At 71.1% G+C, this 24,644-nt stretch carries 23 protein-coding genes and 1 tRNA gene; 11 read left to right on the top strand and 13 right to left on the bottom strand.

Translation table 11 applies throughout. From position 1 onward, the window contains the following. Positions 1-149: 149 nt before the first annotated feature. Positions 150-224, bottom strand: a tRNA-Cys gene (locus tag ACZ4N4_RS06790). Between the two features lie 301 nt (positions 225-525). Between ACZ4N4_RS06790 and ACZ4N4_RS06785 the strand changes: the two genes are divergently transcribed. From ACZ4N4_RS06785 to ACZ4N4_RS06770, 4 genes are all read left to right on the top strand, one after another. Further along, a complete protein-coding gene (locus ACZ4N4_RS06785) occupies positions 526-1,959 on the top strand; it encodes an MFS transporter (protein ID WP_467585188.1) in 1,434 nt (477 codons plus the stop codon). A 120-nt stretch (positions 1,960-2,079) separates the two neighbouring features. Beyond that, positions 2,080-3,882, top strand: a complete 1,803-nt coding sequence (locus ACZ4N4_RS06780; protein ID WP_467585186.1) for a DEAD/DEAH box helicase — start codon at positions 2,080-2,082, stop codon at positions 3,880-3,882. 386 nt (positions 3,883-4,268) lie between these two features. Further along, positions 4,269-4,910, top strand: a complete 642-nt coding sequence (locus tag ACZ4N4_RS06775; protein ID WP_453571713.1) for an IclR family transcriptional regulator — start codon at positions 4,269-4,271, stop codon at positions 4,908-4,910. A 79-nt stretch (positions 4,911-4,989) separates the two neighbouring features. Next, entirely contained in the window at positions 4,990-5,778 is a 789-nt protein-coding gene (locus ACZ4N4_RS06770; RefSeq protein WP_467585183.1) for a S16 family serine protease, read from the top strand. A 75-nt stretch (positions 5,779-5,853) separates the two neighbouring features. On the opposite strand, the gene ACZ4N4_RS06765 is transcribed toward ACZ4N4_RS06770, so the two are convergent. The 7 genes from ACZ4N4_RS06765 to ACZ4N4_RS06735 form a co-directional block, all read right to left on the bottom strand. Further along, positions 5,854-6,027 (bottom strand): hypothetical protein, encoded by a 174-nt coding sequence (locus ACZ4N4_RS06765; RefSeq protein WP_467585181.1) that lies wholly within the window; start codon positions 6,025-6,027, stop codon positions 5,854-5,856. 10 nt (positions 6,028-6,037) lie between these two features. Next, complete coding sequence (locus ACZ4N4_RS06760; RefSeq protein ID WP_467585179.1) at positions 6,038-6,622, bottom strand: ArsR/SmtB family transcription factor; 585 nt, start codon at positions 6,620-6,622, stop codon at positions 6,038-6,040. A gap of 81 nt (positions 6,623-6,703) precedes the next feature. Beyond that, entirely contained in the window at positions 6,704-7,585 is an 882-nt protein-coding gene (locus tag ACZ4N4_RS06755; RefSeq protein WP_453572134.1) for a glycine betaine ABC transporter substrate-binding protein, read from the bottom strand. 86 nt (positions 7,586-7,671) lie between these two features. Beyond that, entirely contained in the window at positions 7,672-8,526 is an 855-nt protein-coding gene (locus tag ACZ4N4_RS06750; protein ID WP_467585177.1) for an ABC transporter permease, read from the bottom strand. After that, positions 8,523-9,755, bottom strand: a complete 1,233-nt coding sequence (locus tag ACZ4N4_RS06745) for a betaine/proline/choline family ABC transporter ATP-binding protein (protein ID WP_453571728.1) — start codon at positions 9,753-9,755, stop codon at positions 8,523-8,525. The genes ACZ4N4_RS06750 and ACZ4N4_RS06745 overlap by 4 nt, the downstream gene beginning before the upstream one ends. Beyond that, complete coding sequence (locus ACZ4N4_RS06740; protein ID WP_450756303.1) at positions 9,748-10,395, bottom strand: ABC transporter permease; 648 nt, start codon at positions 10,393-10,395, stop codon at positions 9,748-9,750. Before ACZ4N4_RS06740 ends, ACZ4N4_RS06745 begins: the two co-directional genes overlap by 8 nt. Positions 10,396-10,422: 27 nt before the next feature. Then, on the bottom strand, positions 10,423-10,905 hold the full coding sequence (locus ACZ4N4_RS06735) for an Lrp/AsnC family transcriptional regulator (RefSeq protein WP_351748245.1): 483 nt from the start codon (positions 10,903-10,905) through the stop codon (positions 10,423-10,425). A 121-nt stretch (positions 10,906-11,026) separates the two neighbouring features. On the opposite strand from ACZ4N4_RS06735, the gene hppD reads away from it, so the two are divergent. Continuing rightward, entirely contained in the window at positions 11,027-12,175 is a 1,149-nt protein-coding gene (gene hppD, locus ACZ4N4_RS06730; protein WP_467585172.1) for a 4-hydroxyphenylpyruvate dioxygenase, read from the top strand. A 258-nt stretch (positions 12,176-12,433) separates the two neighbouring features. Here the strand turns inward: hppD and ACZ4N4_RS06725 are convergent, their stop codons facing one another. Beyond that, the gene (locus tag ACZ4N4_RS06725) at positions 12,434-13,936 is read right to left on the bottom strand and encodes a tetratricopeptide repeat protein (RefSeq protein ID WP_467585169.1); all 1,503 of its coding nucleotides are present in this window, start codon (positions 13,934-13,936) and stop codon (positions 12,434-12,436) included. A gap of 92 nt (positions 13,937-14,028) precedes the next feature. Here ACZ4N4_RS06725 and ACZ4N4_RS06720 point away from each other — a divergent pair, with 92 nt between their 5' ends. Beyond that, on the top strand, positions 14,029-15,435 hold the full coding sequence (locus ACZ4N4_RS06720; protein ID WP_467585166.1) for an FAD-binding oxidoreductase: 1,407 nt from the start codon (positions 14,029-14,031) through the stop codon (positions 15,433-15,435). Positions 15,436-15,489: 54 nt separating this feature from the next. Here ACZ4N4_RS06720 and ACZ4N4_RS06715 read toward each other — a convergent pair whose 3' ends face one another. Beyond that, the gene (locus tag ACZ4N4_RS06715; protein WP_467585163.1) at positions 15,490-15,903 is read right to left on the bottom strand and encodes an SsgA family sporulation/cell division regulator; all 414 of its coding nucleotides are present in this window, start codon (positions 15,901-15,903) and stop codon (positions 15,490-15,492) included. A gap of 238 nt (positions 15,904-16,141) precedes the next feature. Between ACZ4N4_RS06715 and ACZ4N4_RS06710 the strand changes: the two genes are divergently transcribed. After that, entirely contained in the window at positions 16,142-17,695 is a 1,554-nt protein-coding gene (locus tag ACZ4N4_RS06710; protein WP_467585160.1) for an RDD family protein, read from the top strand. A gap of 68 nt (positions 17,696-17,763) precedes the next feature. Beyond that, complete coding sequence (locus tag ACZ4N4_RS06705; protein WP_467585157.1) at positions 17,764-18,474, top strand: RDD family protein; 711 nt, start codon at positions 17,764-17,766, stop codon at positions 18,472-18,474. A gap of 90 nt (positions 18,475-18,564) precedes the next feature. Here the strand turns inward: ACZ4N4_RS06705 and ACZ4N4_RS06700 are convergent, their stop codons facing one another. Then, positions 18,565-18,858, bottom strand: coding sequence for a hypothetical protein (locus tag ACZ4N4_RS06700; RefSeq protein ID WP_467585154.1), 294 nt, complete (start codon positions 18,856-18,858; stop codon positions 18,565-18,567). Positions 18,859-19,281: 423 nt separating this feature from the next. On the opposite strand from ACZ4N4_RS06700, the gene ACZ4N4_RS06695 reads away from it, so the two are divergent. Both ACZ4N4_RS06695 and ACZ4N4_RS06690 read left to right on the top strand, forming a co-directional pair. Continuing rightward, positions 19,282-21,630, top strand: a complete 2,349-nt coding sequence (locus ACZ4N4_RS06695) for an immune inhibitor A domain-containing protein (protein WP_467585152.1) — start codon at positions 19,282-19,284, stop codon at positions 21,628-21,630. A 121-nt stretch (positions 21,631-21,751) separates the two neighbouring features. Further along, positions 21,752-22,084 (top strand): hypothetical protein, encoded by a 333-nt coding sequence (locus ACZ4N4_RS06690; RefSeq protein WP_453571758.1) that lies wholly within the window; start codon positions 21,752-21,754, stop codon positions 22,082-22,084. 36 nt (positions 22,085-22,120) lie between these two features. Here the strand turns inward: ACZ4N4_RS06690 and ACZ4N4_RS06685 are convergent, their stop codons facing one another. Both ACZ4N4_RS06685 and ACZ4N4_RS06680 read right to left on the bottom strand, forming a co-directional pair. Then, entirely contained in the window at positions 22,121-22,705 is a 585-nt protein-coding gene (locus tag ACZ4N4_RS06685; protein WP_467585149.1) for an isochorismatase family protein, read from the bottom strand. Positions 22,706-22,853: 148 nt separating this feature from the next. Beyond that, complete coding sequence (locus ACZ4N4_RS06680; RefSeq protein ID WP_453571764.1) at positions 22,854-24,200, bottom strand: nicotinate phosphoribosyltransferase; 1,347 nt, start codon at positions 24,198-24,200, stop codon at positions 22,854-22,856. Between the two features lie 57 nt (positions 24,201-24,257). On the opposite strand from ACZ4N4_RS06680, the gene clpS reads away from it, so the two are divergent. Further along, positions 24,258-24,575 carry an ATP-dependent Clp protease adapter ClpS gene (gene clpS / locus ACZ4N4_RS06675; RefSeq protein WP_351701234.1) on the top strand — a complete coding sequence of 106 codons (318 nt, stop codon included), beginning with the start codon at positions 24,258-24,260 and terminating at the stop codon, positions 24,573-24,575. The last annotated feature ends 69 nt before the right edge of the window (positions 24,576-24,644 follow it).

The following is a 24,644-nucleotide window of genomic DNA, read 5'->3' as shown; positions in this document are numbered from 1 at the left end:
CCATCAGGTCGTGGCGGGAATCCAACCCACCGGCCCTTTCCGGGCCGGGGCCCGACCCTCGGACAGGCTGAGAGCCGAACTGAGACGGACGACCGAAAGGGCGGCGCCCCCTCCGGGGTGCCGCCCTTTCGTTCTGCCTGGTCAGGCGCTGGAGGCCGTGGCGGGAATCGAACCCGCGTAACTCGCTTTGCAGGCGAGCCCCTAAACCACTCGGGCACACGGCCGGGAACAGCTTCTTCCGTCACGGCCGTGGTGGGGATGAACCCGCGTGACTCCCCGCGAGCGGAGCTCGCTGAGGGATACAGCGCAGGCGAGCCCCTGAACCACTCGGGCACACGGCCGTGTCGGTGATCTGAAGGTAGGCGTGGGTGGGGGAGGGGCTCAAGGGAATCGGTGGGGCTGCAATGGGACTGCCATGTGGCGTTCATGAAGGGAGGGCGGACGGGAGGTCTACGACCAAGGTCCGAGGTGGGGTGGGGCTCGGGACAGGGGTCAAGGTGGGGATTGGGGCTTACCTTGGTCGGTATGACCGCTCTTGAGCCCAGCGACGCCGTTGTCGCAGATGAGACGACAGATGACGCAGCCCGTGGTGCGGGTGTGCTGGGGCGGTCGTACCGGGCGCTGAGCGTCGGGATCGTGTCCGTGGTGCTGCTGATCGCCTTCGAGGCGACCGCCGTCGGGACGGCGATGCCCGTGGCCGCCCGGGAGCTGGACGGGGTGTCGCTGTACGCGTTCGCCTTCTCCGGGTACTACACGACCAGTCTGTTCGGGATGGTGCTGTCCGGGCAGTGGTCGGACCGGAGGGGGCCGCTCGGGGCGCTGACCACGGGGATCGGGGCCTTCGCCGCGGGGCTCGTCGTCGCCGGGACCGCTCAGGTCATGTGGGTGTTCATCCTGGGGCGGGCCGTGCAGGGGTTCGGCGGCGGGCTGGTCATCGTCGCGCTGTACGTGGTGGTGGGGCGGGCCTATCCGGAGCGGCTGCGGCCCGCGATCATGGCCGCCTTCGCCGCCGGCTGGGTGGTGCCGTCCATCGTCGGGCCGCTGGCCGCCGGCGCGGTGACCGAGCACCTCGGGTGGCGATGGGTGTTCCTCGGAATCCCGGCGCTCGTGGTCTTTCCGGTGGCGCTCGCCCTTCCCCAGATACGGCGCCGGGCCGGCGGGCCGGTCGCCGAACGGACGCGGGAGACCTTCGAACGGCGGCGGATCCGGCTCGCGTTCGGTATCTCCGCCGGTGTGGGGCTGCTGCAGTACGCGGCTCAGGACCAGCGGTGGATCTCCCTGCTGCCGGGCGCCGTCGGGGGTGCGCTGCTGGTCCCCGCCGTACTCGGGCTGCTGCCGCGCGGGACCTACCGGGCGGCCCGCGGGCTGCCGTCGGTGGTCCTGCTGCGCGGGGTCGCGGCCGGTGCGTTCGTCTCCGCCGAGTCCTTCGTGCCGCTGATGCTGGTGACCCAGCGGGGGCTCTCGCCCACCCTCGCCGGGTTCTCGCTGGCGGCGGGCGGGGTGACCTGGGCGCTGGGTTCGTGGGTGCAGGCGCGGCCGCGCGTGGCGCCGTACCGGGAGCGGCTGATGACCCTCGGGATGGTGCTGGTCGCCGCGGCGATCGCCACCGCGCCCAGCGTGCTCCTGCACGGCATGCCGGTGTGGGTCGTCGCGGTCGCCTGGGCCTTCGGCTGCTTCGGGATGGGCCTGGTGATCGCCTCGTCGAGCGTGCTGATGCTGCGGCTCTCCGCCCCGCAGGAGGCCGGTGCCAACTCGGCCGCCCTGCAGATCTCCGACGCCCTGTCGAACGTCGTGCTGCTCGCCGTGGCCGGCGCCGCCTTCGCCTCCCTGGGCGGCGGCAGCATGACCGGGACGGCCGGTTCCGGTTCCCATCCGGTCGCCTTCGCCGTCGTGTTCCTGCCGATGGCCGCCGTGGCGCTCCTCGGGGTGTGGGTGACGACCCGGCTTCGTGATCTGTGACGTGAGTCCCACCCGAGGGTGAGGCGGCGTTGTCCGCGCGTTGACCGCCGCGGGGCGCCGGTAGGGTGGCCCGGTTGTCATACCCATACGTAGCCGCCCGACCCCCTTACTACGGAGACCGTGACTACCACCGCCGCTTCTGCCTCCTCGTCCTCCCACCACCTCTCGCCGGCCTTCCCCGGCCGGGCACCCTGGGGTACCGCCAGCAAGCTGCGTGCCTGGCAGCAGGGGGCCATGGAGAAGTACGTCCAGGAGCAGCCGCGTGACTTTCTCGCCGTCGCCACGCCCGGCGCCGGCAAGACGACGTTCGCGCTGACCCTCGCGTCCTGGCTGCTGCACCACCATGTCGTGCAGCAGGTCACCGTCGTCGCCCCCACCGAGCATCTGAAGAAGCAGTGGGCGGAGGCCGCGGCACGGATAGGGATCAAGCTCGATCCCGAGTACAGCGCGGGACCGCTCAGCCGGGAGTACGACGGGGTCGCCGTCACCTATGCCGGTGTCGGGGTGCGGCCGATGCTGCACCGCAACCGGTCCGAGCAGCGCAAGACGCTCGTCATCCTCGACGAGATCCATCACGCCGGTGACTCCAAGTCCTGGGGCGAGGCCTGTCTGGAGGCGTTCGAGCCGGCGACCCGGCGGCTGGCGCTGACCGGTACGCCCTTCCGGTCCGACACCAACCCCATCCCCTTCGTGACGTACGAGGAGGGGCAGGACGGGATCCGGCGGTCCGCCGCCGACTACACCTACGGGTACGGCAACGCGCTCGCCGACCATGTCGTGCGGCCGGTCATCTTCCTCTCCTACAGCGGCAACATGCGCTGGCGGACGAAGGCCGGTGACGAGATCGCCGCGCGGCTCGGCGAGCCGATGACGAAGGACGCCGTCAGCCAGGCCTGGCGTACGGCGCTCGATCCGCGCGGTGAGTGGATGCCGGCCGTGCTGCGCGCCGCCGACCAGCGGCTGACGGAGGTGCGGAAGGGTATTCCGGATGCCGGGGCCCTGGTCATCGCCTCGGACCAGGAGTCGGCCCGGGCCTACGCCAAGCTCATCCGTGAGATCACCGGGAACAAGGCCACCCTCGTTCTCTCCGACGACACCGGCGCGTCCAAGCGGATCGACGCCTTCAGCGCGAGCGACGACCGGTGGATGGTCGCGGTGCGGATGGTGTCCGAGGGCGTCGACGTCCCCCGGCTCGCCGTCGGGGTGTACGCCACCACCATCTCGACTCCCCTCTTCTTCGCCCAGGCCGTCGGCCGTTTCGTACGGTCCCGGCGGCGCGGCGAGACGGCCTCCGTGTTCCTGCCGACCGTCCCGGATCTCCTGACCTTCGCCAACGAGATGGAGGTCGAGCGCGACCACGCCCTCGACAAGCCGAAGAAGGACGGCGAGGAGGACCCGTACGCCGAGTCCGAGAAGGAGATGGAGGAGGCGAACAAGGAGCAGGACGAGGACACCGGCGAGCAGGAGCAGTTCGCCTTCGAGGCGCTGGAGTCCGAGGCCGTCTTCGACCGGGTGCTGTACGACGGTGCCGAGTTCGGTATGCAGGCGCACCCGGGGAGCGAGGAGGAGCAGGACTACCTCGGCATCCCGGGACTGCTGGAGCCCGACCAGGTGCAGCTGCTGTTGCAGAAGCGGCAGGCCCGGCAGATCGCGCACAGCCGCAAGAAGCCGGACGACGAGGCCGACCTGCTGGAACTGCCCGCGGAACGGCGCCCCGTCGTCTCCCACAAGGAGATGATGGAGCTGCGGAAGCAGCTGAACACCATGGTCAGCGCGTATGTGCACCAGAGCGGCAAGCCGCACGGGGTGATCCACACCGAGCTGCGCCGAGTGTGCGGGGGGCCGCCGAGCGCGGAGGCCACGGCGGGACAGCTCCGGCAGCGGATCGCCAAGGTGCAGGAGTGGGCCACGCGTATGAGGTAGTCGGCAGGCCGCGGGTGAGCGGGGGCTCGTCCGGCCCACGCGGCGGAGCCGCAGGTCGACAGGGCCTCGTGCCCCTTTGGCCGCGATACCTGGCCTCTTTGGGCGCGATACGTGGGCGCATACCGTCACATACCGAAGTAGTCCGTACCCGAGCGTGACCGGATTCTGGACGGAGGCTTCCGCTCAGCGAACCCCCTTCGCTACTGTCCGGCTACGCACACGCCCCGTGGCAGCGCCGCCGCGGAGCGCAGCCGTGAAGCGACTGGGCCCGGAGCCGCCGGGCCGTCCTGCCGATCGGCGGCCTCTGAAGCGCGTCGCTGACGGGACTCGGCGACGCATCCGCCGCGTCGGAGGCTGCCGACCTCACCACTTAAGGAGTGGGCGTCGTGACCGCGGAGACCTCTCAGACGCTCGACCGGGGCCTCAGGGTCCTCAAGTTGCTGGCCGACACGGACCACGGGCTGACCGTCACCGAGCTTTCCAACAAACTGGGCGTGAACCGGACCGTGGTGTACCGGTTGCTTGCCACGCTCGAGCAGCATGCGCTGGTACGGCGCGATCTGGGCGGGCGAGCCCGGGTCGGCCTCGGAGTACTGCGGCTGGGACGGCAGGTGCATCCGCTCGTACGGGAGGCCGCGCTGCCGGCCCTGCGGTCGCTCGCCGAGGACATAGGGGCGACGGCACACCTGACGCTGGTCGACGGGACCGAGGCGCTCGCCGTCGCGGTCGTCGAGCCGAGCTGGACCGACTACCACGTGGCCTACCGGGCCGGGTTCCGGCACCCGCTGGACCGGGGGGCCGCCGGGAAGGCGATCCTGGCCGCACGGCACTCGCCGAAGGACGACCCCGGGTACACGCTGACCCACGGCGAACTGGAGGCCGGTGCGAGCGGTGCGGCCGCGCCCCTGCTCGGGGTCACCGGGGTCGAGGGGAGCGTCGGGGTCGTGATGCTGGCCGACGCCGTGCCCGAGCGGGTGGGGGCGCGGGTCATGGACGCGGCGCGGGAGGTCGCGGAGGCGTTGCGCTGAGGGTCCGGCGAGGGTCCGGGGTGATGGGCCGGGGCGATGGCCTGAAGTGGTTGCCACGTCGTCGCGTTAGATTGACTCCGTGCTCTCACGTCTCACGCGTCTCCAGGCCGTCGCCGTCTGTACGGTTCCCGTCGTGGCTCTGATCGGTACGGCCGTCTTCGCGCCGTTGCCGTTCTCGGTGGCCCAGCCCGGGATGACGGCGAACGTGCTCGGCGACAACCAGGGCACCCCGGTGATCACCATCTCCGGGGCGCCCACCCGGACCACCGGCGGGCAGCTGCGGATGACGACGATCGAGGCGACCGGGCCGGACACCCGGGTGTCGCTGGGCGACGTCCTCGGCAACTGGTTCCGCACGGACCGGGCGGTGATGCCGCGCGACTCGGTGTATCCGAGCGGCGACAACGTCAAGGAGATCGAGCAGCACAACACCGAGCAGATGGAGCAGTCGCAGGACGCGGCGGCGCAGGCCGCGCTGAAGTACCTGGATCTCAGCGCCGACAAGGTCAAGGTGACCCTGAAGCTGGCGGACGTGGGCGGGCCGAGTGCGGGGTTGCTGTTCTCGCTCGGGATCGTCGACAAGCTGGACGGGAACGGCAGCGGGGGCGACCTCACCGGGGGGAAGAACATCGCCGGTACGGGGACCATCAGCGCCGACGGCACGGTGGGGGCCGTGGGCGGGGTGGCGCTGAAGACGCAGGCCGCGCGGCGGGACGGGGCGACGGTCTTCCTGGTGCCGAAGGACGAGTGCGCCGATGCGAAGGCCGAGCTGCCGAAGGGGTTGCGGTTGGTGCCGGTGACCAGTCTCAAGGGGGCTGTATCCGAGTTGGTCGCGTTGGAGAAGGGGAAGAGCGTCCCGGCCTGTTGAGTTTCGGCCGGCCCGCCGGTGGGGGCCGGTCGCGCCCGCGCGGCGGAGCCGCACGGTGATACAGCCCCGCGCCCCTCAGGACGCTGCCGGCACCGGAGTCGCGATGCGCAGGCCGACTTCGACCAACGCCCAGCCCAGACGGGTGCGCAGCTCCCTCTCAGGCCTGGTCTCCTTCGCCAGGCGGTAGGCCTCCGCCTGGGTGCGGAGTTCCGTCGTCCGGTGCTGGGCGAGCTGGGTCTGCGTGTGCATGTCGTGCCTCTCAGTCCGTCTCGATGGGGAAGAGGTGCGTGTGGATGCGTACTTGCTCCGACTGCGGGGTGTCCTTGTCGGGGACCCGGTCGCGGTAGCCGTCGATCAGGTCATGCATCCTGCCGATCAGTTCGATGGCGAGATCCGGTGTGAGCCGCAGGCTCATGTCGCTCATGTCGGTGGAACGGGCCCAGGCCTGGGGCCACTGGTCGCGGGTGCCGAGCCAGGCGGACAGCTCGCGGGCATGGCGTGCGGCGCCCTCCTGGAGGAACACCTCCGTCAGCCCCCGCACCTCGGGACTCGCGTCCTCGAAGTCCGCACTGTCGAAGCGGAGGCCCTGGTCCACCGCCTGCCACCACCGTTCCCGGCCCTTGCCGCGCTCGGGAGCGTCCTCGACGAAGCCGTGTTCGGCGAGCTGGCGCAGGTGGTAGCTGGTCGCGCCGCTGGACTCGCCCAGTCGCTCCGCCAGTTGGGACGCGGTGGCGGGACCGTGCTGCCGTAGCGCGTCCAGCAGCTGCATCCGCAGCGGGTGGGCGAGCCCGCGCAGTGAACGTGCGTCCAGCCGACGCTGTTTCCGGTCCTCGTGCTCCGTCATGCGTACAAAGATAGCGATGCAAAGAACCCTTTGCAACCACTCTTTTGCATCGAGTCCTTTGGAACTCCCGCTCCGGCCCCGCTACTTGACGAACCCCTCCGCCTTCATCCAGTCCAGTGCCACCTGGTGCGGGTCCTCGCCGGCCACGTCCACCTTCGCGTTCAGCGTCTGGGCCACCGTGTTGTCCAGCTTCGCCGTCACCGGGTCCAGGACCGTCGCGATCGCCGGCCACTTCTTCAGAGCCTTGGTGTTGATCACGGGCGCCGCGTTGTAGTTGGGGAAGAACTTCCTGTCGTCCTGCATCACCACCAGGTTCATGGACCTGATGCGGCCGTCGGTCGTGAAGACCTCGCCGTAGGTGCAACTGCCCTTCTGTACCTGGGTGTAGATGATCCCGGTGTCCATCTGCGTGATGTTCCTGGCCGGCACGCTCATGCCGTACGCCTTCTCCATGCCGGGCAGGCCGTCGGCGCGGTTGGCGAACTCGCCCTCCACGCACAGGGTCACCGCGCCCGGGTCCGACTTCGCCAGCGCGGCCACCTCCGACAGGGTCTTCGTGCCGTACTTCCTGAAGTTGGCCTGGTTCATGGCCAGTGCGTAGGTGTTGTTGAGCCGGGAGGGCGCAAGCCAGGTCAGGCCGTTGCGCAGGTCGGCGTCGTGGACCGCCTGCCACTGCCGCTGCGGGTCGGGGATGGGGTGGCTGTTGCCCAGATAGGTGATCCACGCCGTGCCGGTGTACTCGTACATCCCGTCGGCCTCCCCGGACTTGACCGCCTCGCGGGCGCCGATCGAGCCCTGGATGCCGGTGCGGTCGAGGACCTCCGCGCCAGCCGCCTCGAAGGCGATGCCCATGATCGCGCCGAGGATCAGCTGTTCCGTGAACTCCTTGGAGGTGACCGTGAGATGGGCGCCCTTGAGGGGCTCTCCGGATCCGATCGAGCCAGGTGTCACGTCGTCGACCATGGGGGAGCCGCTCGTCAGACCGCAGCCGGCGGCCGGCAGCAGCGCCAGCAGGGTCAGCACCAGCGCCGGTGGCACACGGAACCGTCTCACCGGCCCACCTCCAGGCCCCGCGGCCGGAGCAGGATCTCCGCCAGTGAGGCCAGCCAGTCCACCAGCAGCGCCAGGGCCACCGTGAGCACCGAGCCGAGGACCAGGACCGGCATGCGCTGGTTCGTGATGCCGGTGGTGATCAGGACGCCCAGGCCGCCGCCTCCGCCGAAGGTGGCCAGCGTCGCCGTACCGACGTTGAGGACCAGGGCCGTACGGACGCCCGCCAGGATCAGCGGGACGGCCAGCGGCAGCTCCACCTTCCGCAGCACGCCCAGCGGGGACATGCCGATGCCGCGCGCCGCCTCCAGGAGGGTGGGGTCGTTCGCCTTGAGGCCCGTGATGGTGTTGGAGAGGACCGGCAGGATCGCGTAGACGATGATGCCGATCAGGGCCGGCTTCTCGCCGACGCCCAGCCAGATGACCAGCAGGGCCAGCAGGCCGATCGCCGGGGTCGCCTGGCCCATGTTGGCGAAGGCCATCGCCACCGGGGTGGCCTTCCGGAAGGCCTTGCGGGTCAGCAGGATGCCCAGCGGGATCGCGATGATCAGCACGAAGAACGTGGAGATCACGGTGAGTTTCACCTGCTGCCACAGACACTTGGAGACCTGGCCGTGGGAGAGGGCGTTCGCGGAGATCGTGTCCAGGTGGGCCTGCTGGAACCACAGCCAGGTGGCCAGCAGCAGCGCCACCAGGAACGCCGGCAGGAACGTCAGCTTCCGCCAGGTGATACGGCGGGCCGGCGGCCCCTGCCGCGGCGGCGGGGCCTCCTGTTCGGCCTCGCCCTCGTCACGGAAGGCGAGGCCCTTGACCTCGTGCTCGCCCTCGGGGCGGGCGTCGGGGGACGTGCTCACGCCTTCTGCTCCCCTCCCTCGCCCTCCTGTTCGGCATGGGTCTGGGCGGCCCGGGCCTCCTCGAGTTCGTGCTGGTGCTCCATCGCTTCGAGGCGGTCGGCCTCCAGGAGCTCGTGCACCGAGTTCATCAGGGTCTCCATGTCGACCACCCCGATGAACTGGCCGCGCCGCCCGGTCACCGCGACCCGGCCCGCGTTGTCGGTCAGCACCGCCTCCAGCGCGTCGCGCAGGGTCGCGTCCCGGGTCACCGTGTCGTGCACCAGCGTGCCGGCGCGGGCCAGCGAGCCCCTGGCCCGCATCAGGTCGCCGCGCCGGAGCCACTTGTAGGGGCGGCCGCGCTTGTCGAGCAGCAGGATCTCGTTCGTGCCGCTGCCGCGCAGTTTGTTGAAGATCTCCTGGAGCGGGGTGTCCAGGGTGACCGTCGGATAGTCCCCCATCTCGACGTCCCGGACCCGGGTGAGGTTCAGCCGCTTCAGGGCCGCGCCCGCGCCGACGAAACCGGAGACGAAGTCGTCCGCCGGGTTGGTGAGGATCGCCTCCGGGGTGTCGAACTGGGCGATGTGCGAGCGTTCGCGGAGTACGGCGATCCGGTCGCCGAGCTTGATCGCCTCGTCGAAGTCGTGGGTGACGAAGACGATCGTCTTGTGCAGTTCGCGCTGGAGTCTGATCAGCTCGTCCTGGAGATGGTCACGGGTGATCGGGTCCACGGCGCCGAACGGCTCGTCCATCAGCAGCACCGGCGGATCGGCGGCCAGCGCCCGGGCCACGCCCACCCGCTGCTGCTGGCCGCCGGAGAGCTGGCGCGGATAGCGGGCGTGGAACTCGCCGGGGTCCAGGCCGACCAGGTCGAGCAGCTCCTCGACGCGGGCGCGGATCCGGGCCTTCGGCCAGCGGAGCATCTTCGGGACCAGGGCGATGTTCTGGGCGACCGTCATGTGCGGGAACAGCCCGGCGGACTGGATGGCGTAGCCGACCTTGCGGCGCAGCTTCACCGCGTCGATGTCGGTGACGTCCTCGCCGCCGATCCGGATCCGGCCGCCGGTCGGCTCGATCAGCCGGTTGATCATCTTCAGGGTGGTCGACTTGCCGCAGCCGGACGGGCCGACGAACACCACCGTCTCGCCGGCCCTGATCTCCATGTTCACGTTGTCCACGGCCGGCTGCGGGCCGCCCGGGTAGCGCTTGGTCAGGTTCTCCAGCTCGATCGAGGCGCCATGGGATTCAGCCACGGATCCCCCTGGGAATGGTCAGCCGTCCGATCAGGACGTACGCCGCGTCGAACAGCAGCGCGAGGATGATGATCCCGACGGTACCCGCCAGTACCTGGTTGAGCGCGTTCTTGCTGCCCAGGGAGGCCAGTCCGCGGAAGATCTCGTTGCCGAGGCCGGGACCGGAGGCGTACGCGGCGATCGCGGCGATGCCCATCAGCATCTGTGTGGAGACCCGGATGCCGGTCAGGATCGGCGGCCAGGCCAGCGGCAGCTCCACCCGCATCAGCCGTGTCAGCCGGGACATGCCGATGCCCCTGGCCGCGTCCACCAGCATCGGGTCGACCCCGCGCAGGCCCACGATCGAGTTCCGCACGATCGGCAACAGCCCGTACAGCGTCAGGGAGATCACCGTCGGCGGGACGCCGAGGCCCACGACCGGGATCAGCAGACCGATCATGGCGAGGGAGGGGACGGTGAGGATGGTGGCGGTCGCGGTGGTGGCGAGGTTGCCCGCCCACTCGCTGCGGTAGGTGACGAGACCGATCAGTACGCCGATGAGGGTCGCCGCGACCATGCACTGGAAGACCGCGCTGGCGTGCTGGTAGGCGTCCGTGAGCAGGGTCTGGTGCCGGTTGCCCAGGTACTCCCAGAAGCTCACGCGCGCTCACCCCGAACTCCGAGCCGGTCAGGTCGTCCCTTCGCTGTCCGCCGCGGCCTGTTCCACCAGCGGGATGATCCGCAGCGGAACGGGGTTCTCCATGACGATCGCCGTGGAGGCCCGGACAATGCCATCAAAACCGACGACCCGGTCGATCACCCGCTGGAGATCGGCGTTGGAGCGGGCCACCAGCCGGCACAGCATGTCGCCGGTGCCGGTGGTGGTGAGCAGCTCCAGCACCTCCGGCACGGTCGCCAAGTGCGCCCGTACGTCCGGGCCTTGGCCCTGCCGGATCTGCAGCGTGGCGAACGCGGTGACGGGGTAGCCGAGGGCCGCCGGGTCCACCTGCGGGCCGAATCCCTGGATCACTCCATTCGACTGAAGCCGGTCGAGCCGGGCCTGCACGGTCCCGCGCGCCACCCCGAGCCGACGGGACATCTCCAGCACGCCGATCCGCGGTTCCCGGGCCAGCAGCACCAGGATCCGCCCGTCCAGATGATCGATCGCCATGCCCGCCTCCGGATGGTCATCCTGCACAGAAAGTCCGCCATTACGGCCGTACCGCTGAACATGTTGTCCAGTGAATACGGGAACTATTGCGCACCTTGTGGGCCGGGGTCACCCTTCGACCATGACGCAGACCACACAGCACACTCCCGACGCGACCACCCGGCAGGACGATCCCTTCCCGGTCAAGGGAATGGACGCGGTCGTCTTCGCCGTCGGCAACGCCAAGCAGGCGGCGCACTACTACTCCAGCGCGTTCGGCATGCGGCTGGTCGCGTACTCCGGACCGGAGCACGGCAGCCGGGAGACCGCGAGCTACGTCCTGGAGAACGGCTCGGCGCGGTTCGTCCTCACCTCCGTCGTCAGGCCGGAGACCGAGTGGGGCACGTTCCTGTCCAGGCACGTCGCCGAGCACGGTGACGGGGTCGTCGACCTGGCCATCGAGGTCCCGGACGCGCGGGCCGCGTACGCGTACGCCGTCGAGCACGGCGCCCGGTCGGTGGCCGAGCCCTACGAGCTGAAGGACGAGCACGGGACGGTGGTGCTCGCCGCGATCGCCACGTACGGCGAGACCCGCCACACCCTGGTCGAGCGGACCGGGTACGACGGCCCGTACCTGCCGGGGTTCGTCGCCGCGTCGCCGATCGTCGAGCCGCCCGCCCGCCGTACCTTCCAGGCCGTCGACCACTGCGTCGGCAACGTCGAACTCGGCCGGATGAACGAGTGGGTCGGCTTCTACAACAGGGTCATGGGCTTCACGAACATGAAGGAGTTCGTGGGCGACGACATCGCCACCGAGTACAGCGCGCTGATGTCCAAGGTCGTCGCCGACGGCACCCTCAAGGTCAAGTTCCCGATCAACGAGCCCGCCGTCGCCAAGAAGAAGTCCCAGATCGACGAGTACCTGGAGTTCTACGGCGGGGCGGGCGTCCAGCACATCGCGCTCAACAGCAACGACATCGTCGAGACCGTACGGACCATGAGAGCGGCCGGCGTCGAGTTCCTCGACACCCCCGACTCCTACTACGACACCCTCGGCGAGTGGGTCGGCGACACCCGGGTGCCGGTCGACACCCTGCGCGAGCTGAAGATCCTCGCCGACCGGGACGAGGACGGCTACCTGCTGCAGATCTTCACCAAGCCGGTCCAGGACCGCCCGACGATCTTCTTCGAGATCATCGAACGCCACGGCTCCATGGGCTTCGGCAAGGGCAACTTCAAGGCCCTCTTCGAAGCGATCGAGCGCGAGCAGGAGCGCCGCGGCAACCTGTGAACCAGGGGCCGGGGGCCCGCTGGCCTGGTGGGCCGGTGAGCCGGTGAGCGAGCCGCCTGGCCGAGGCCGGCCTGGTGGGCCGCGGGGCCGGTTGGCGAGCCGCCTGGCCGAGGCCGGCCCGGCACCGCCGGGATCCGCCGCCGGCGTGGCTGATCGCCGCGCCGCGGCGGAGGGAAACCGACGTCGGTCAGACTTCTCTCCGCCGCGACGGCGCCCCGCCACGACGGCGGTCCCCGGCGGTGCCCGGCCGCCGGTGGGTCACTGCGGGGCCTCTTCGTTCGGGGGCTGGTCGCCCAGGGTGGCCAGGGTGGCCCGGGCCACCGGGGCCTGCAGCGGGGAGAAGTACGGATTGATGCGCAGGGCGTCCTGAAGGTGGCGGCGGGCGGACGCCTCCAGGTCCAGGTCGCGTTCGATCATGCCCCGGTGGAAGGCGTACGACGCGCTGCGGACCCCGCCGCCCTTCGTCGAGTCCGTCGCGATCGAGGCGTAGCCCAGCGCCTCCTTGTCGGCGCCGGCCCGGTGCAGCGCCCACCCGAGCGCGTCCGCGACCTCGATGCCGGGCTGCTGGTCCCACTCGGCCGTAAGCCGCTGCACCCCCTCCTCGGCATCCCCGTGGTCCGCCTCGTACTGCCCGATCAGCAACTCGTCGTCGACGCCGGCGTCCAGCTCCCGCCGCACCTGCGTCTGCAGCAGCGCGTACTGCGTCTCCGCCTGGTGCCCCATCCCCAGCGACTCGTACAACTCGGCCAGTTCCAGGGTGACGCGTGGATCCGGCCGGTGCGTGAGCGCCCGCTGGTACGTGGCCAGCGCCTCCTGCGTGCGGCCCAGCGCGGCCAGCGCCCGCCCCTGCCCGGCCCGCGCCGCCGGCTGGTCGGGGTCCAGGCGCACCGCCGCCGTGAAGTGCCGTAGCGCGTCGTCCCGGTCTCCCCGCTCCCAGGCCAGCTGCCCGGCCTGGGTCAGGTACGCGGCCTGCTCGGCCGGCGTCCCGGCGGCCGCCGCCGCGTCCGTCACCTGCGCCACCGCGTCCTCCCGCCAGCCCCGGTCCCGGTACACGGCCGATGCCCGTGCCATCACGGCCGGCTTCACGGCCGCCCCGACCTTCAGCGCCATCAGCTTGTCCAGCGCGGACCGGGCCGCCTTGTAGTCGCCGAGCCCGTTGTAGGCGTCGATCAGCGCCGGATACGTCGACCACCGCTTCGGCGCCGCCTTCAGCGCCTCCTCGCCGAACCGCTTGGCCGTCGCGAAGTCCCGGCGCGCGTTCGCCAGCGCGGCGAGACCGGCCAGCGCGTCGGTGTTGCCCTTGCCGGCCACCTGGAGGGAGGTCCGCAGCGCCCGCTCGGCCCGCGGATAGTCGGCGGTGCCGGTGGTCCGGCGCGCCCGCTCCACGTACGCGGCCCCGAGCACCGCCCAGGCCCGCGCGTCCTTCGGCTGCGCCCGCACCCGGCTCTCGCGCGCGCCGATGAGCGCGGTGAGGTCGGGCAGCGCGGCGGGCAGGCCGTTGAGGACGGCCGTCTGCGCCGCCGCCTGCGCCGCGGCCTGCGCCCTCGCCTGGGCCCGGGGCCCGGCCGCCGGGGGCGGCGCGGCGGCGTGGCGCGGCTCCGGCCGGTGCGGCCACACCGTCAGCGCCGTGCCGGCCGCCGCCCCGCCCGCCAGCGCGACGACCAGAAGCCGCCGCAGTACCCGGCGACGGCGGCGCGGCGGCCCCGACTCGGTGAGCAACGAGGTGGTGGGCCCTGACGGTCGGTTATCGAGCGCGCACATGCCGGATACTGTGCGTCAATAGGACGACCGCGCACGGGCGGCCCAAGGAGGGCACCTGTGGGGTTCACACCGATGGCCCCGGGTGCGACGCTGTGATCATGAGCCGTATCGAAGCGCCTCGGGACGAGACCACCGGCAACCTCACCGACCGGCTCCTGGCGGGCCTGCCGGCCGACGCGGTTCTCGTGGACCCCGATGTGACCACCTCCTACGCCAACGACATGGCGAGCTTCTGCCCGGCCGGCGCCCCGGCCGTCGTCGTACTGCCCCGCACGGTCGAGCAGGTTCAGCACGTCCTGCGCGTCGCCACCGAGCTGCGCGTCCCGGTCGTCCCGCAGGGCGCCCGCACCGGCCTGTCCGGCGGCGCCAACGCCACCGACGGCTGCATCGTGCTGTCCCTGACCAAGATGGACCGCATCCTGGAGATCTCGCCGGTCGACCGCATCGCCGTCGTCGAACCGGGGGTCATCAACGCCACCCTCTCCCGCGCGGTCGAGGAACACGGCCTCTCCTACCCGCCGGACCCCTCCAGCTGGGAGATGTGCACGATCGGCGGCAACATCGGCACGGCGTCGGGCGGCCTGTGCTGTGTGAAGTACGGGGTGACCGCCGAGTATGTGCTCGGCCTGGACGTCGTCCTCGCCGACGGGCGGCTGCTGTCCACCGGCCGGCGTACCGCGAAGGGCGTCGCCGGGTACGACCTGACCCGGCTGTTCGTGGGTTCCGAGGGCTCGCTCGGTGTCGTCGTACGGGCCGTCCTGGCCCTGAAGCCCAAGCCGCCGCAGCAGCTGGTGCTGGCCGCCGAGTTCGGCTCCGCGGCCGCCGCCTGCGACGCGGTGTGCCGGATCATGGCGGGCGGGCACGTACCGTCCCTCCTCGAACTGATGGACCGTACGACCGTGAAGGCCGTCAACGCACTCACCCGCATGGGCCTGCCGGAGTCGACCGAGGCGCTGCTCCTGGCCGCCTTCGACACCCCGGACCCGGCCGCCGACCTCGCCGCGCTCGGCGCGCTGTGCGAGGAGGCGGGCGCCACCCAGGTGGTCCCGGCCGAGGACGCCGCCGAGTCCGAACTCCTGCTCCAGGCCCGCCGGTCCTCGCTGGTCGCCCTGGAGGCCGTCAAGGGCACCACGATGATCGACGACGTGTGCGTGCCCCGCTCGCGGCTCGGCGACCTGATCGAAGGGGTCGAGCGCATCGCGGAGAAGCACGGGCTGACCATCGGCGTGGTCGCCCACGCCGGCGACGGCAACACGCATCCCACGGTCTGCTTCGACGCGCAGGACCCCGAGGAGTGCCGCCGCGCCCGCGAGTCCTTCGACGAGATCATGGCCCTCGGACTGGAGCTCGGCGGCACCATCACCGGCGAACACGGCGTCGGCGTCCTGAAGAAGGAGTGGCTGGCCCGGGAGATCGGGCCGGTGGGCGTGGAGCTCCAGCGGGCCGTGAAGGACGCCTTCGACCCGCTGGGCATCCTCAACCCCGGCAAGCTGTTCTGAGCCCACACGGGCCACACGGGCCACACGGTCCACACGCCCTGGCCGTCGGGGGACTTACTGGGCGAGCAGCTGGTCGAGCGCGTCGTCGATCCCCAGCCGCCCGCCCTCGGTCCCCGGGGGCACCACCCGCAGCGTCCGCTCCAGCCAGGCGGACACCTGGGCGGTCGGCGCCTCCAGGAGGGCGTCTCCGTCGGGTGAACTCAGCGCCATCAGCACGACGCAGCGGCCCTCCACCTTCGTCGGCCACACCCGCACGTCCCCCTGCCCGCACGGCCGGAACACCCCCTCCACCAGCAGGTCGCGGGCGAAGGTCCAGCGGACCGGGGACGCCGAGTTGATGTGGAAGCCGACATGGACGGCGTACGGGTCGTCGGAGCGGTAGCCGAGCCGGGCCGGGACCGGGACGCTCCGCTCGGGGGACAGGATGAGCCGCAGCTCCAGTTCGCGCTCCACCACGGTGTGCTGCATGACTTCGTTTCCTCTCGCTCGGTCGTACGGGCGCCTGTGGCCGGGCCCGTACGAGGGGAGAGGGCGTGGGGCCGTGAGCATTACGCGGGTTCGGGGAAATTTTTTCCGCCGCGCCGAAGGGGGCGCACAGGGATGCCCGGAAAGTGGCGGGTCCTGCGGGACTGGCGGTGGTGGGCACGCGCGTCTGATAGATGTGGAGCCTCCCACACGACCCCCGAGCAGATACGGGATGACGGACATGACCGCCCCTACCCCGGCACCCGGTGACGAACGGCCCCGCGAGGGCTACTACCCGGACCCGTCCATCCCCGGCTACGTCCGTTACTGGAACGGCGCCGCGTGGGTGCCGGGCACCAGCCGCCCGGCTCCGTCCGGCGGCGAACGGCTCGCCCCGCCGCCCGGTTCCCGCCCCGCGACCCCCGCGGTGGAGGAGACCGGCCCGCACTTCTTCGACGAGGACCCGCAGCAGGGTGGATCCGGCTGGGCGGCCGAGGGGAGTGCCTGGGGCACCGACCCCCGGGCGGCGGCGGGTTCGCCGCCCCGGCCGGACGGCCGGTCGTCCCACACGGACGGCTCGGCGACGATCCCGCCGGCGGACCAGGGGGACGTCGACTCCGGCGGCACGTTCATCTTCCGCAGGCCGACGCTGGGCCCGGCGGGCACCCCGCCGGCCGAGCGGCCGCCCATGGACGACGGCACGATGACCTTCCGCCCGATCCGCGCCGAGAACCCCCCGAACACGGGGGCGGCGACCGCCGGCACGGGTCCCGGCGGGGCCGGCGGGCAGGGTTCCGGCGCGGCGGGCGCGGGTGGTCAGGGCGCGGGGGCCGGCGCGGCCGGGTTCGGCGGTCCGGGTTCAGGCGGCCAAGGTGCCGGCGCCGGGGCCGGCGGACAGGGTTCCGGCGCGGCGGCTTCGGGCGGGTTCGGTGCGCCGGGGTCCGGTGGTCCGGGCGCGGCCGGGGCCTCCGGGTCCGGTGGCCACGGCGCTCAGGGCCCCGCCGGTGCGGCCGGTTTCGGTGCGCAGGGCCCGGTCGGCGCTCCCGGTGGCGCCCGCCCCGGCTTCGGCGCCGGAAAGGCCGCCGCGGAACGCGCCGCCTCGGCCCCGGCTCCCGCCGCTCCCCAGGCCGCCGCTCCCGCCGTGCCCGCGCAGTCCGCCGGGCCGCAGGCTGCCGCCCCCATGACCGCGGGGCCCGGCGGGGGGCAGTCCTCCTGGGCGCAGCAGGTGCATCAGCTCGCGGGTGATCAGCAGGTCGCGCCCTGGAAGCCGCCGGTGGAGGACGTCTTCCAGGCGGCCGCCCGGCGGCAGGCGTCGGCCCGCCCCGCCGGACTCGGCAAGCGGTTCGCCGCGCGGCTCGTCGACAGCCTGGTCGTCGGCATGGTGACCGCCGCGGCCGCCGTACCGCTCGGCACCCGGGCGGCCGACCACGTGCAGGACAAGATCGACGCGGCCAAGCTCTCCGGCCGTACCGAGACCGTCTGGCTGCTCGACGGCACGACCGGCCTCTACCTCGGCATCGTGCTCGCCGTCCTGCTCCTCGTCGGCGTCCTCTACGAGGTGCTGCCCACCGCCAAGTGGGGTCGCACGCTCGGCAAGAAGCTGTTCGGCCTGGAGGTACGGGACATCGAGGGCCACGAGCCCCCGGCGTTCGGCTCGGCGCTGCGCCGCTGGCTGGTGTACACGGTGCCCGGTCTGCTCGGCATCGGGATCGTCGGCGTCGCCTGGTGCCTGTTCGACCGGCCCTGGCACCAGTGCTGGCACGACAAGGCGGCGCACACCTTCGTCGCCGGCTGACGGGGCGTCGTACCCCGTACGGCCCCGCGCCGGATGCGGACCGGGCGGCTTCGCGGTCCACTCGGGCCATGAGCACCGAACCGCCCCCGGGCTCCGGACAGCCGCCGGAGGACGACCCGTTCAAGAAGCAGCCGCCGTCCGGTGAGCCGGGCGCGGGCCAGGGGCCGGGCTCGCCGTACGACACCCCGTACGGCGGCGCGCAGCCCCCGCCGCCCTCCTACGGCGGCGGTCCCTACGGAGCGGGTGGCGGCGGTCCCTACAACGGCGGAGGCGGCGGTCCCTACGGCGCAGGCGGCGGCGGTGGCTATCCCGCCGATCCGCTCGCCGGGATGCCGCCGCTCGCCGACAGCGGCAGACGCACCCTCGCCCGGATCATCGACATGGTCCTGGTGCTCATCGTGGTCTGGCTGCTCACCTGGGCCTTCGGGGTGCGCGAGTACCAGGTGAACGGCGACAAGATGGAGTTCGGCAAGTCCTTCGCGCAGTCGCTGGTGGCCGCCGTCCTGTTCGTCGGGTACGACACCCTGATGACCGTCAAGGCCGGGCAGACCCTCGGCAAGAAGTGGCTCGGCATGCGGGTCGCCGACCTGGCCGACGGCGCCACGCCCTCCGCCCAGACCTCGCTGGTGCGGGCCCTGGTGCTGTGGCTGCCGTTCGCCTTCTGCTGCGCCTGTGTGTGGACGGTCATCTGCGGCGGCTGGAGCTACTTCGACAAGCCGTACAAGCAGGGGCTGCACGACAAGGCCGCGAAGACGGTCGTGGTCAGTACGAGGAACTGACACCGGAAGGGCAGGGGGCGCACAAGCAGTCGGCGGGTCCGTCAGTCTCACGGATCCGCCGACTTCGCCTGCTTCTCGGGTGTGCGTGCGTCAGGGCGCGGTGTGCTCCCGGACGGACTCGGCCGTGGCGGCGGCCACGGTCTCCCGGTGCCGGGGGACCCGCACCTGGGGCGATGCGATCGGGGCGGGCTCGGACTGCGCGACCGTGCGCGGCCGGGGGAGTGGCACCGTCATGGCGACCAGCAGTCCCAGACCGAGCGCCGCGAGCGCGATGACCGCGATCCCGATGCCCGAACTCGTCTGTGACAGCAGCAGCATGGCGAGCGTCGAGCAGATCACGGTGCACGAACCGTAGACGAGCTGTGCCGGGGTCGGACGAGGCATGGCAATCGTGTCCTCGGAAGATGTGGGGGTGAGACGGGGAGCCGGCCTTGCTTTCCACCGGCTTCCGGACGTTCCACCGTTCGACTCTATTCGCGTGCATGCCCGAGCGGAACGGCTGGTAAGCGTGACCTAACCCACGGTACCGGTGCACAGGGGGCGCACGGTCGCATGGCATACGGCAACCGGAGGCATATGCGCGCCGGTTGAGCGAGGCCCGTCAGGGGTCGACCCCTAGCGCGGTGTCCGTAAAGCGAACTTCCTCTCCGCATAGTGCAGTTGAACTGTCCAAGTCAAGGTCTGTCTTTTCTCGTAAACCAGTAGTCAAATGACGTCACTTGAATCGACGCGTTGATCGTGCGTGCACGGATCCCTCCATGAATCCGGACCCCCCTTCCGTGCGCGCGGCGCGGGGGAGGAACTCAAGTGACCAGTAGATCCTGGACGTTGAGAGCGCTCGCCATCGGGGTGACACTCGCAACGGCATCCGCGGGCTTCACCACCTTCGCGGTCGCCCAGGCCGCGACGAAGACGGCCGGCTCCACCGTCGACCGGAAGGATCCGTCGACGAAGCAGGACGAGCACAACCTCGACGGCCCCCTGAGCAAGACCCAGGAAGCCCAGCGGCAGGAGGCTCTCGACCAGGTCATAGCCGGCAAGGCCCAGGTCAAGGACCGGGACGGCTCGAAGGTCGTTCAGCTCAAGGGCAAGAAGGGCGACAGCAAGTACGTCGAGCTCGGCCGGGAGAAGACCGACAAGATCTTCACGATCCTGGTGGAGTTCGGCGACCAGAGCGACCCCCGCTACGGCGGCACGGTCGGCCCGCTGCACAACCAGATAGCCGCGCCGGACCGCACCAAGGACAACTCCACGGCCTGGCAGGCGGACTACAACCAGGCCCACTTCCAGGACCTCTACTTCGGCACCGGCAAGAAGACCGAGTCGCTGAAGAAGTACTACGAGAAGCAGTCCTCGGGCCGCTACTCGGTCGACGGCGAGGTCACCGACTGGGTCAAGGTCCCCTACAACGAGGCCCGTTACGGCAACAACGCCTGCGGCTCCACCACCTGCTCCAGCGTCTGGAACCTGGTCCGCGACGGACTGACGTCCTGGGTCGCCGGCCAGAAGGCGGCCGGCGAGTCCGACGCCGCCATCAAGGCCGACCTCGCCCAGTACGACCAGTGGGACCGCTACGACTACGACGGCGACGGCAACTTCAACGAGCCCGACGGTTACGTCGACCACTTCCAGATCGTGCACGCCGGCGAGGACGAGTCCGCGGGCGGCGGCGCCCAGGGCACCGACGCCATCTGGGCGCACCGCTGGTACGCCTTCGGCACCGACGCCGGCGCCACCGGTCCCGCGGGCAACAAGCTCGGCGGCACCCAGGTCGGCGACACCGGCATCTGGGTCGGCGACTACACCATGCAGCCGGAGAACGGCGGACTCGGGGTCTACGCCCACGAGTACGGCCACGACCTCGGCCTGCCCGACGAGTACGACACCAACGGCGGCGAGAACTCCACCGGCTTCTGGACCCTGATGTCCTCCGGCTCCTGGCTGGGCACCGGCAAGGAGGCCATCGGCGACCTGCCCGGCGACATGAACGCCTGGGACAAGCTGCAGCTCGGCTGGCTCAACTACGACGTGGCCAAGGCCGGCGCGAAGTCCTCGCACAAGCTGGGCGTGGCCGAGTACAACACCAAGGACAAGCAGGCCCTGGTGGTCTCGCTGCCCGACAAGGCGGTCACCACCACCGTCGTCGCCCCGGCCCAGGGCTCGACCCAGTGGTGGAGCGGCAGCGGCGACAACCTCAAGAACACCCTGACCCGCGAGGTCGACCTGACCGGCAAGTCGTCGGCGGCACTGAGCCTGGACGGCTGGTACGACATCGAGTCGGGCTACGACTACCTCTACGCCGAGGTGTCCACCGACGGCGGCGCCAACTGGACCGCCCTGGACGGCACGGCGGGCGGCCAGGCCATCCCGCGCGACGGCAGCGACAAGCCGGCGCTCACCGGTTCGGTCGACGCGTACACCAAGCTGTCGTACCCGCTGGACGCCTACGCGGGCCAGAAGATCCAGCTGCGCTTCCGCTACCAGACCGACGGCGGGGTCGCCCTGAAGGGCTTCGCGGCCGACGAGATCACGGTGACCGCGGACGGCTCGGCCCTCTTCTCCGACAACGCGGAGTCGGCGGACCCGGCTTGGACCGCGTCCGGCTTCTCCCGCATCGGCGCGTCCTTCACCAAGGACTACGCGCAGTACTACATCGCGGAGAACCGCCAGTACGTGTCGTACGACAAGACCCTCAAGACCGGTCCGTACAACTTCGGCTTCTCGACGACCCGTCCGGACTGGGTGGAGCACTACCCGTACCAGAACGGCCTGTTGATCTGGAAGTGGGACACCTCCGAGGCGGACGACAACACCAGCGTCCACCCGGGAACGGGTCTCATCCTCCCGATCGACTCGCACCCGGCGCCGCTGAAGTGGTCCAACGGCACGCTGATGCGCAACCGCGTCCAGGCCTACGACTCGCCGTTCAGCCTCTACGCGAGCGACGGGATCACGCTCCACAACGCGGACGTGGCGACCAAGATCAGGCAGTCGGCCGGGGTGTCGGTCTTCAACGACCACAAGAGCACCTACTACGACGCCTCGAACCCGGCCGCCGGTGTCAAGATCACTGACACCAACACGAAGATCAACATTGTCACGGAGGCCCGAGACGGCTCGACGATCTCCCTCCAGGTGGGCCCTGCGGTGAAGTAGCTCGCATCTTCGCAGGTCAGAGACGTATCGGCGGTGACCCCCTGGCGGGTCGCCGCCGATCGTGTTTAGGTGCGTCCTGTGGCTTTCTTATTGACACCGACTCGTACGGGGGGATGACCGCATGGCCGCAGGAGGGTTCTGCAAGCTGCCGAACGGCAGCGTGGTGGTGGCACTGAACCTGCCCAGCCCCGCCCCTGCCGGGGGCACCGCCGGGGTACGGGTGCTGGTCCTCGCCCAGAACCGCGCCCGCGCCCTGACCAGGCTCCGCAACCTGGGCATGCGTGCCGTCTACCTGCGGGGCAACGCCGCCCCGCCGTCCCCGGACGAGATCACGGCCGTCCTCCACCACCCCGACGGCCTCATATGGCGAACGGCCCCTGACAACGGTGTCACGGTGACGGAGCTGTGGCATCCGATCAGGGCCCTGCTGCGCCGGCCGGCCGCCCAGGCCTGACTCCCCGGCCTCTCCTCCGGGCCCGGCCGGAGCCCTTCAGACGACGGGCTTCCCGGTCAGCTCCACGCCTGCCTCGCGCAGCTCCTGGAGGGCCGTGGCGGTGGTCACCGCGGCGACCCCGGCGGTCAGGTCGAGCAGGACGTGCGTGCGGAAACCCTCCTTCGCGGCGTCCAGCGCGGTGGCCCGCACGCAGTGGTCCGTGGCGATCCCGACGACGTCCACCTCGGTGATCTCCCGGGCGCGGAGCCAGTCGGCCAGCGGGACACCGTTCTCGTCCGTGCCCTCGAAGCCGCTGTAGGCGGCCGAGTACGCCCCCTTGCTGAACACCGCGTCCACCGCGCCGGAGGCGACCGCCGGGGCGAAGTTCGGATGGAAGCCGACGCCCTCCGTGCCGGCCACGCAGTGCGCCGGCCAGCTGTGCACGTAGTCGGGGTTGTCGGCGAAGTGGCCGCCCGGCGCGATGTGGTGGTCGCGGGTCGCCACCACGTGGCGGTAGCCGGCGGGCGCCTGCCCGATCAGCTCCGTGACCGCGGCGGCCACGTCGGCGCCGCCCGCCACCGCGAGGCTGCCCCCCTCACAGAAGTCGTTCTGCACATCAACGACGATCAAGGCGCGGCGCATGGTCGGTGTCCTTCGCAGTCGGTATCGGGTCTGTCGAGGGGGGAGACGCAGCAAGAAGGGGTGCGGGCCCGGCCTGAACCTCCGAGCGTAGAGACTTACGGGGGCGTAGGGGAGGGGGCTTTGCGGGGCGCGTACGCGGGCACCCGCTCTAGCTACCCGAGCGCCCCTGGACGTACTCCGTCGGAAGGACCGCTTCTCCGCGGGAGAGCTGGGTCGCGGACAGCGGCAGATTGGCCCTGGCCGCCGCATGGCGCGCGCGGGACGCGTCGAGCGGTTCCCGGCCGACCACCTGTCCGGACTTCACCAGTTCGACCAGCAGCTGCTGGTCGACGAGGACGGCCGGCACCTCCCCGGTGCCGATGACCTCCGCCTCCGCCACCCCTTCGGCGTCCAGCCGCCGCGCCGCCCACTTGCGGCCGCCGACGGACGTCTTGCCGCCGGACGACTTCTTGGCGACCGGCACCAGCGGGGCCTTCGGGTCGGCGGACCCGGCGCGGGCGACCAGTTTGTAGACCATGGAGCAGGTGGGGTGCCCGGAGCCGGTGACCAGCTGGGTGCCGACGCCGTACGCGTCCACGGGCGCCGCGGCCAGCGAGGCGATGGCGTACTCGTCCAGGTCGGAGGTGACGATGATCCTGGTGTCGTGCGCGCCCAGCTCGTCCAGCTGCTGCCGGACCCGGTGGGCGACCAGCAGCAGGTCGCCGGAGTCGATACGGACGGCGCCCAGCTCGGGGCCGGCCACCTCGACGGCCGTACGGACCGCCTCGGCGACGTCGTAGGTGTCGACCAGCAGGGTGGTACCCCGGCCGAGCGAGTCGACCTGGGCCTGGAAGGCGTCCCGCTCGTGGTCGTGGAGCAGGGTGAAGGCGTGGGCGGAGGTGCCCACCGTCGGGATGCCGTACCGGAAGCCGGCCGCCAGGTCGGAGGTGGTCGCGAACCCGCCGACGTAGGCGGCGCGGGAGGCGGCCACGGCGGCCAGCTCGTGGGTGCGGCGGGCGCCCATCTCGATCAGCGGGCGGTCGCCGGCGGCCGAGGCCATCCGGGAGGCGGCGGCCGCGATCGCCGAGTCGTGGTTGAGGATGGAGAGGATCACGGTCTCCAGGAGCACGCACTCGGCGAAGGAGCCCTCCACCCGCATGATCGGCGAGCCCGGGAAGTAGACCTCGCCCTCGGGGTAGCCCCAGATGTCACCTCTGAAGCGGTAGCCGGCGAGCCAGCGCCGGGTGGGCTCGTCGACGATCTTCCGCTCGGCCAGGAAGCCGAGGACGTCCGGGTCGAACCGGAAGTTCTCCACGGCGTCCAGGACCCGTCCGGTGCCCGCCACGACGCCGTACCGGCGCCCCTCGGGGAGCCGCCGGGTGAAGACCTCGAAGACGCTGCGCCGCTCGGCCGTACCGGCCTTGAGCGCGGCCTGCAGCATCGTCAGTTCGTACTGGTCCGTGAAGAGCGCCGTCGAGGGAACATCCACCGGCAGCCCAAGGTCCGCTGTGTTCATGACTGGAGATGCTACCCCCATCTCGTCAGTGTGACGATTTGTGGGGCGCGTGGCAGCATGGGCCATGTGACGTCACCCGCTCCCGTAGAGATCGAACGTACCGAGTCGGCGGAGGAGGTCTTCGCCGTACCCGAGCCCGACGTCCCCTGGGTGACGATCGTGCACAACGACCCCGTCAACCTCATGAGCTATGTGACGTACGTCTTCCAGACGTACTTCGGCTATCCCAAGGACAAGGCCACCAAGCTCATGCTGGACGTCCACCACAAGGGCCGGGCGGTCGTCTCCAGCGGCAGCCGCGAGGAGATGGAGCGCGACGTGCAGGCGATGCACGGCTACGGCCTGTGGGCCACCCTCCAGCAGGACCGGAAATGACCCCCCGCCGGCCGGACCGGAAATGATCCCCGGCCCGCAGGACCGGACGTAGCCGCCCCCCTCGACCAG

The sequence above is a fragment of the Streptomyces sp. NPDC026538 genome (assembly GCF_055567535.1).
The sequence above is the reverse complement of the archived record's forward strand: the minus strand, read 5'-3'. Positions and strand labels throughout refer to the sequence as shown.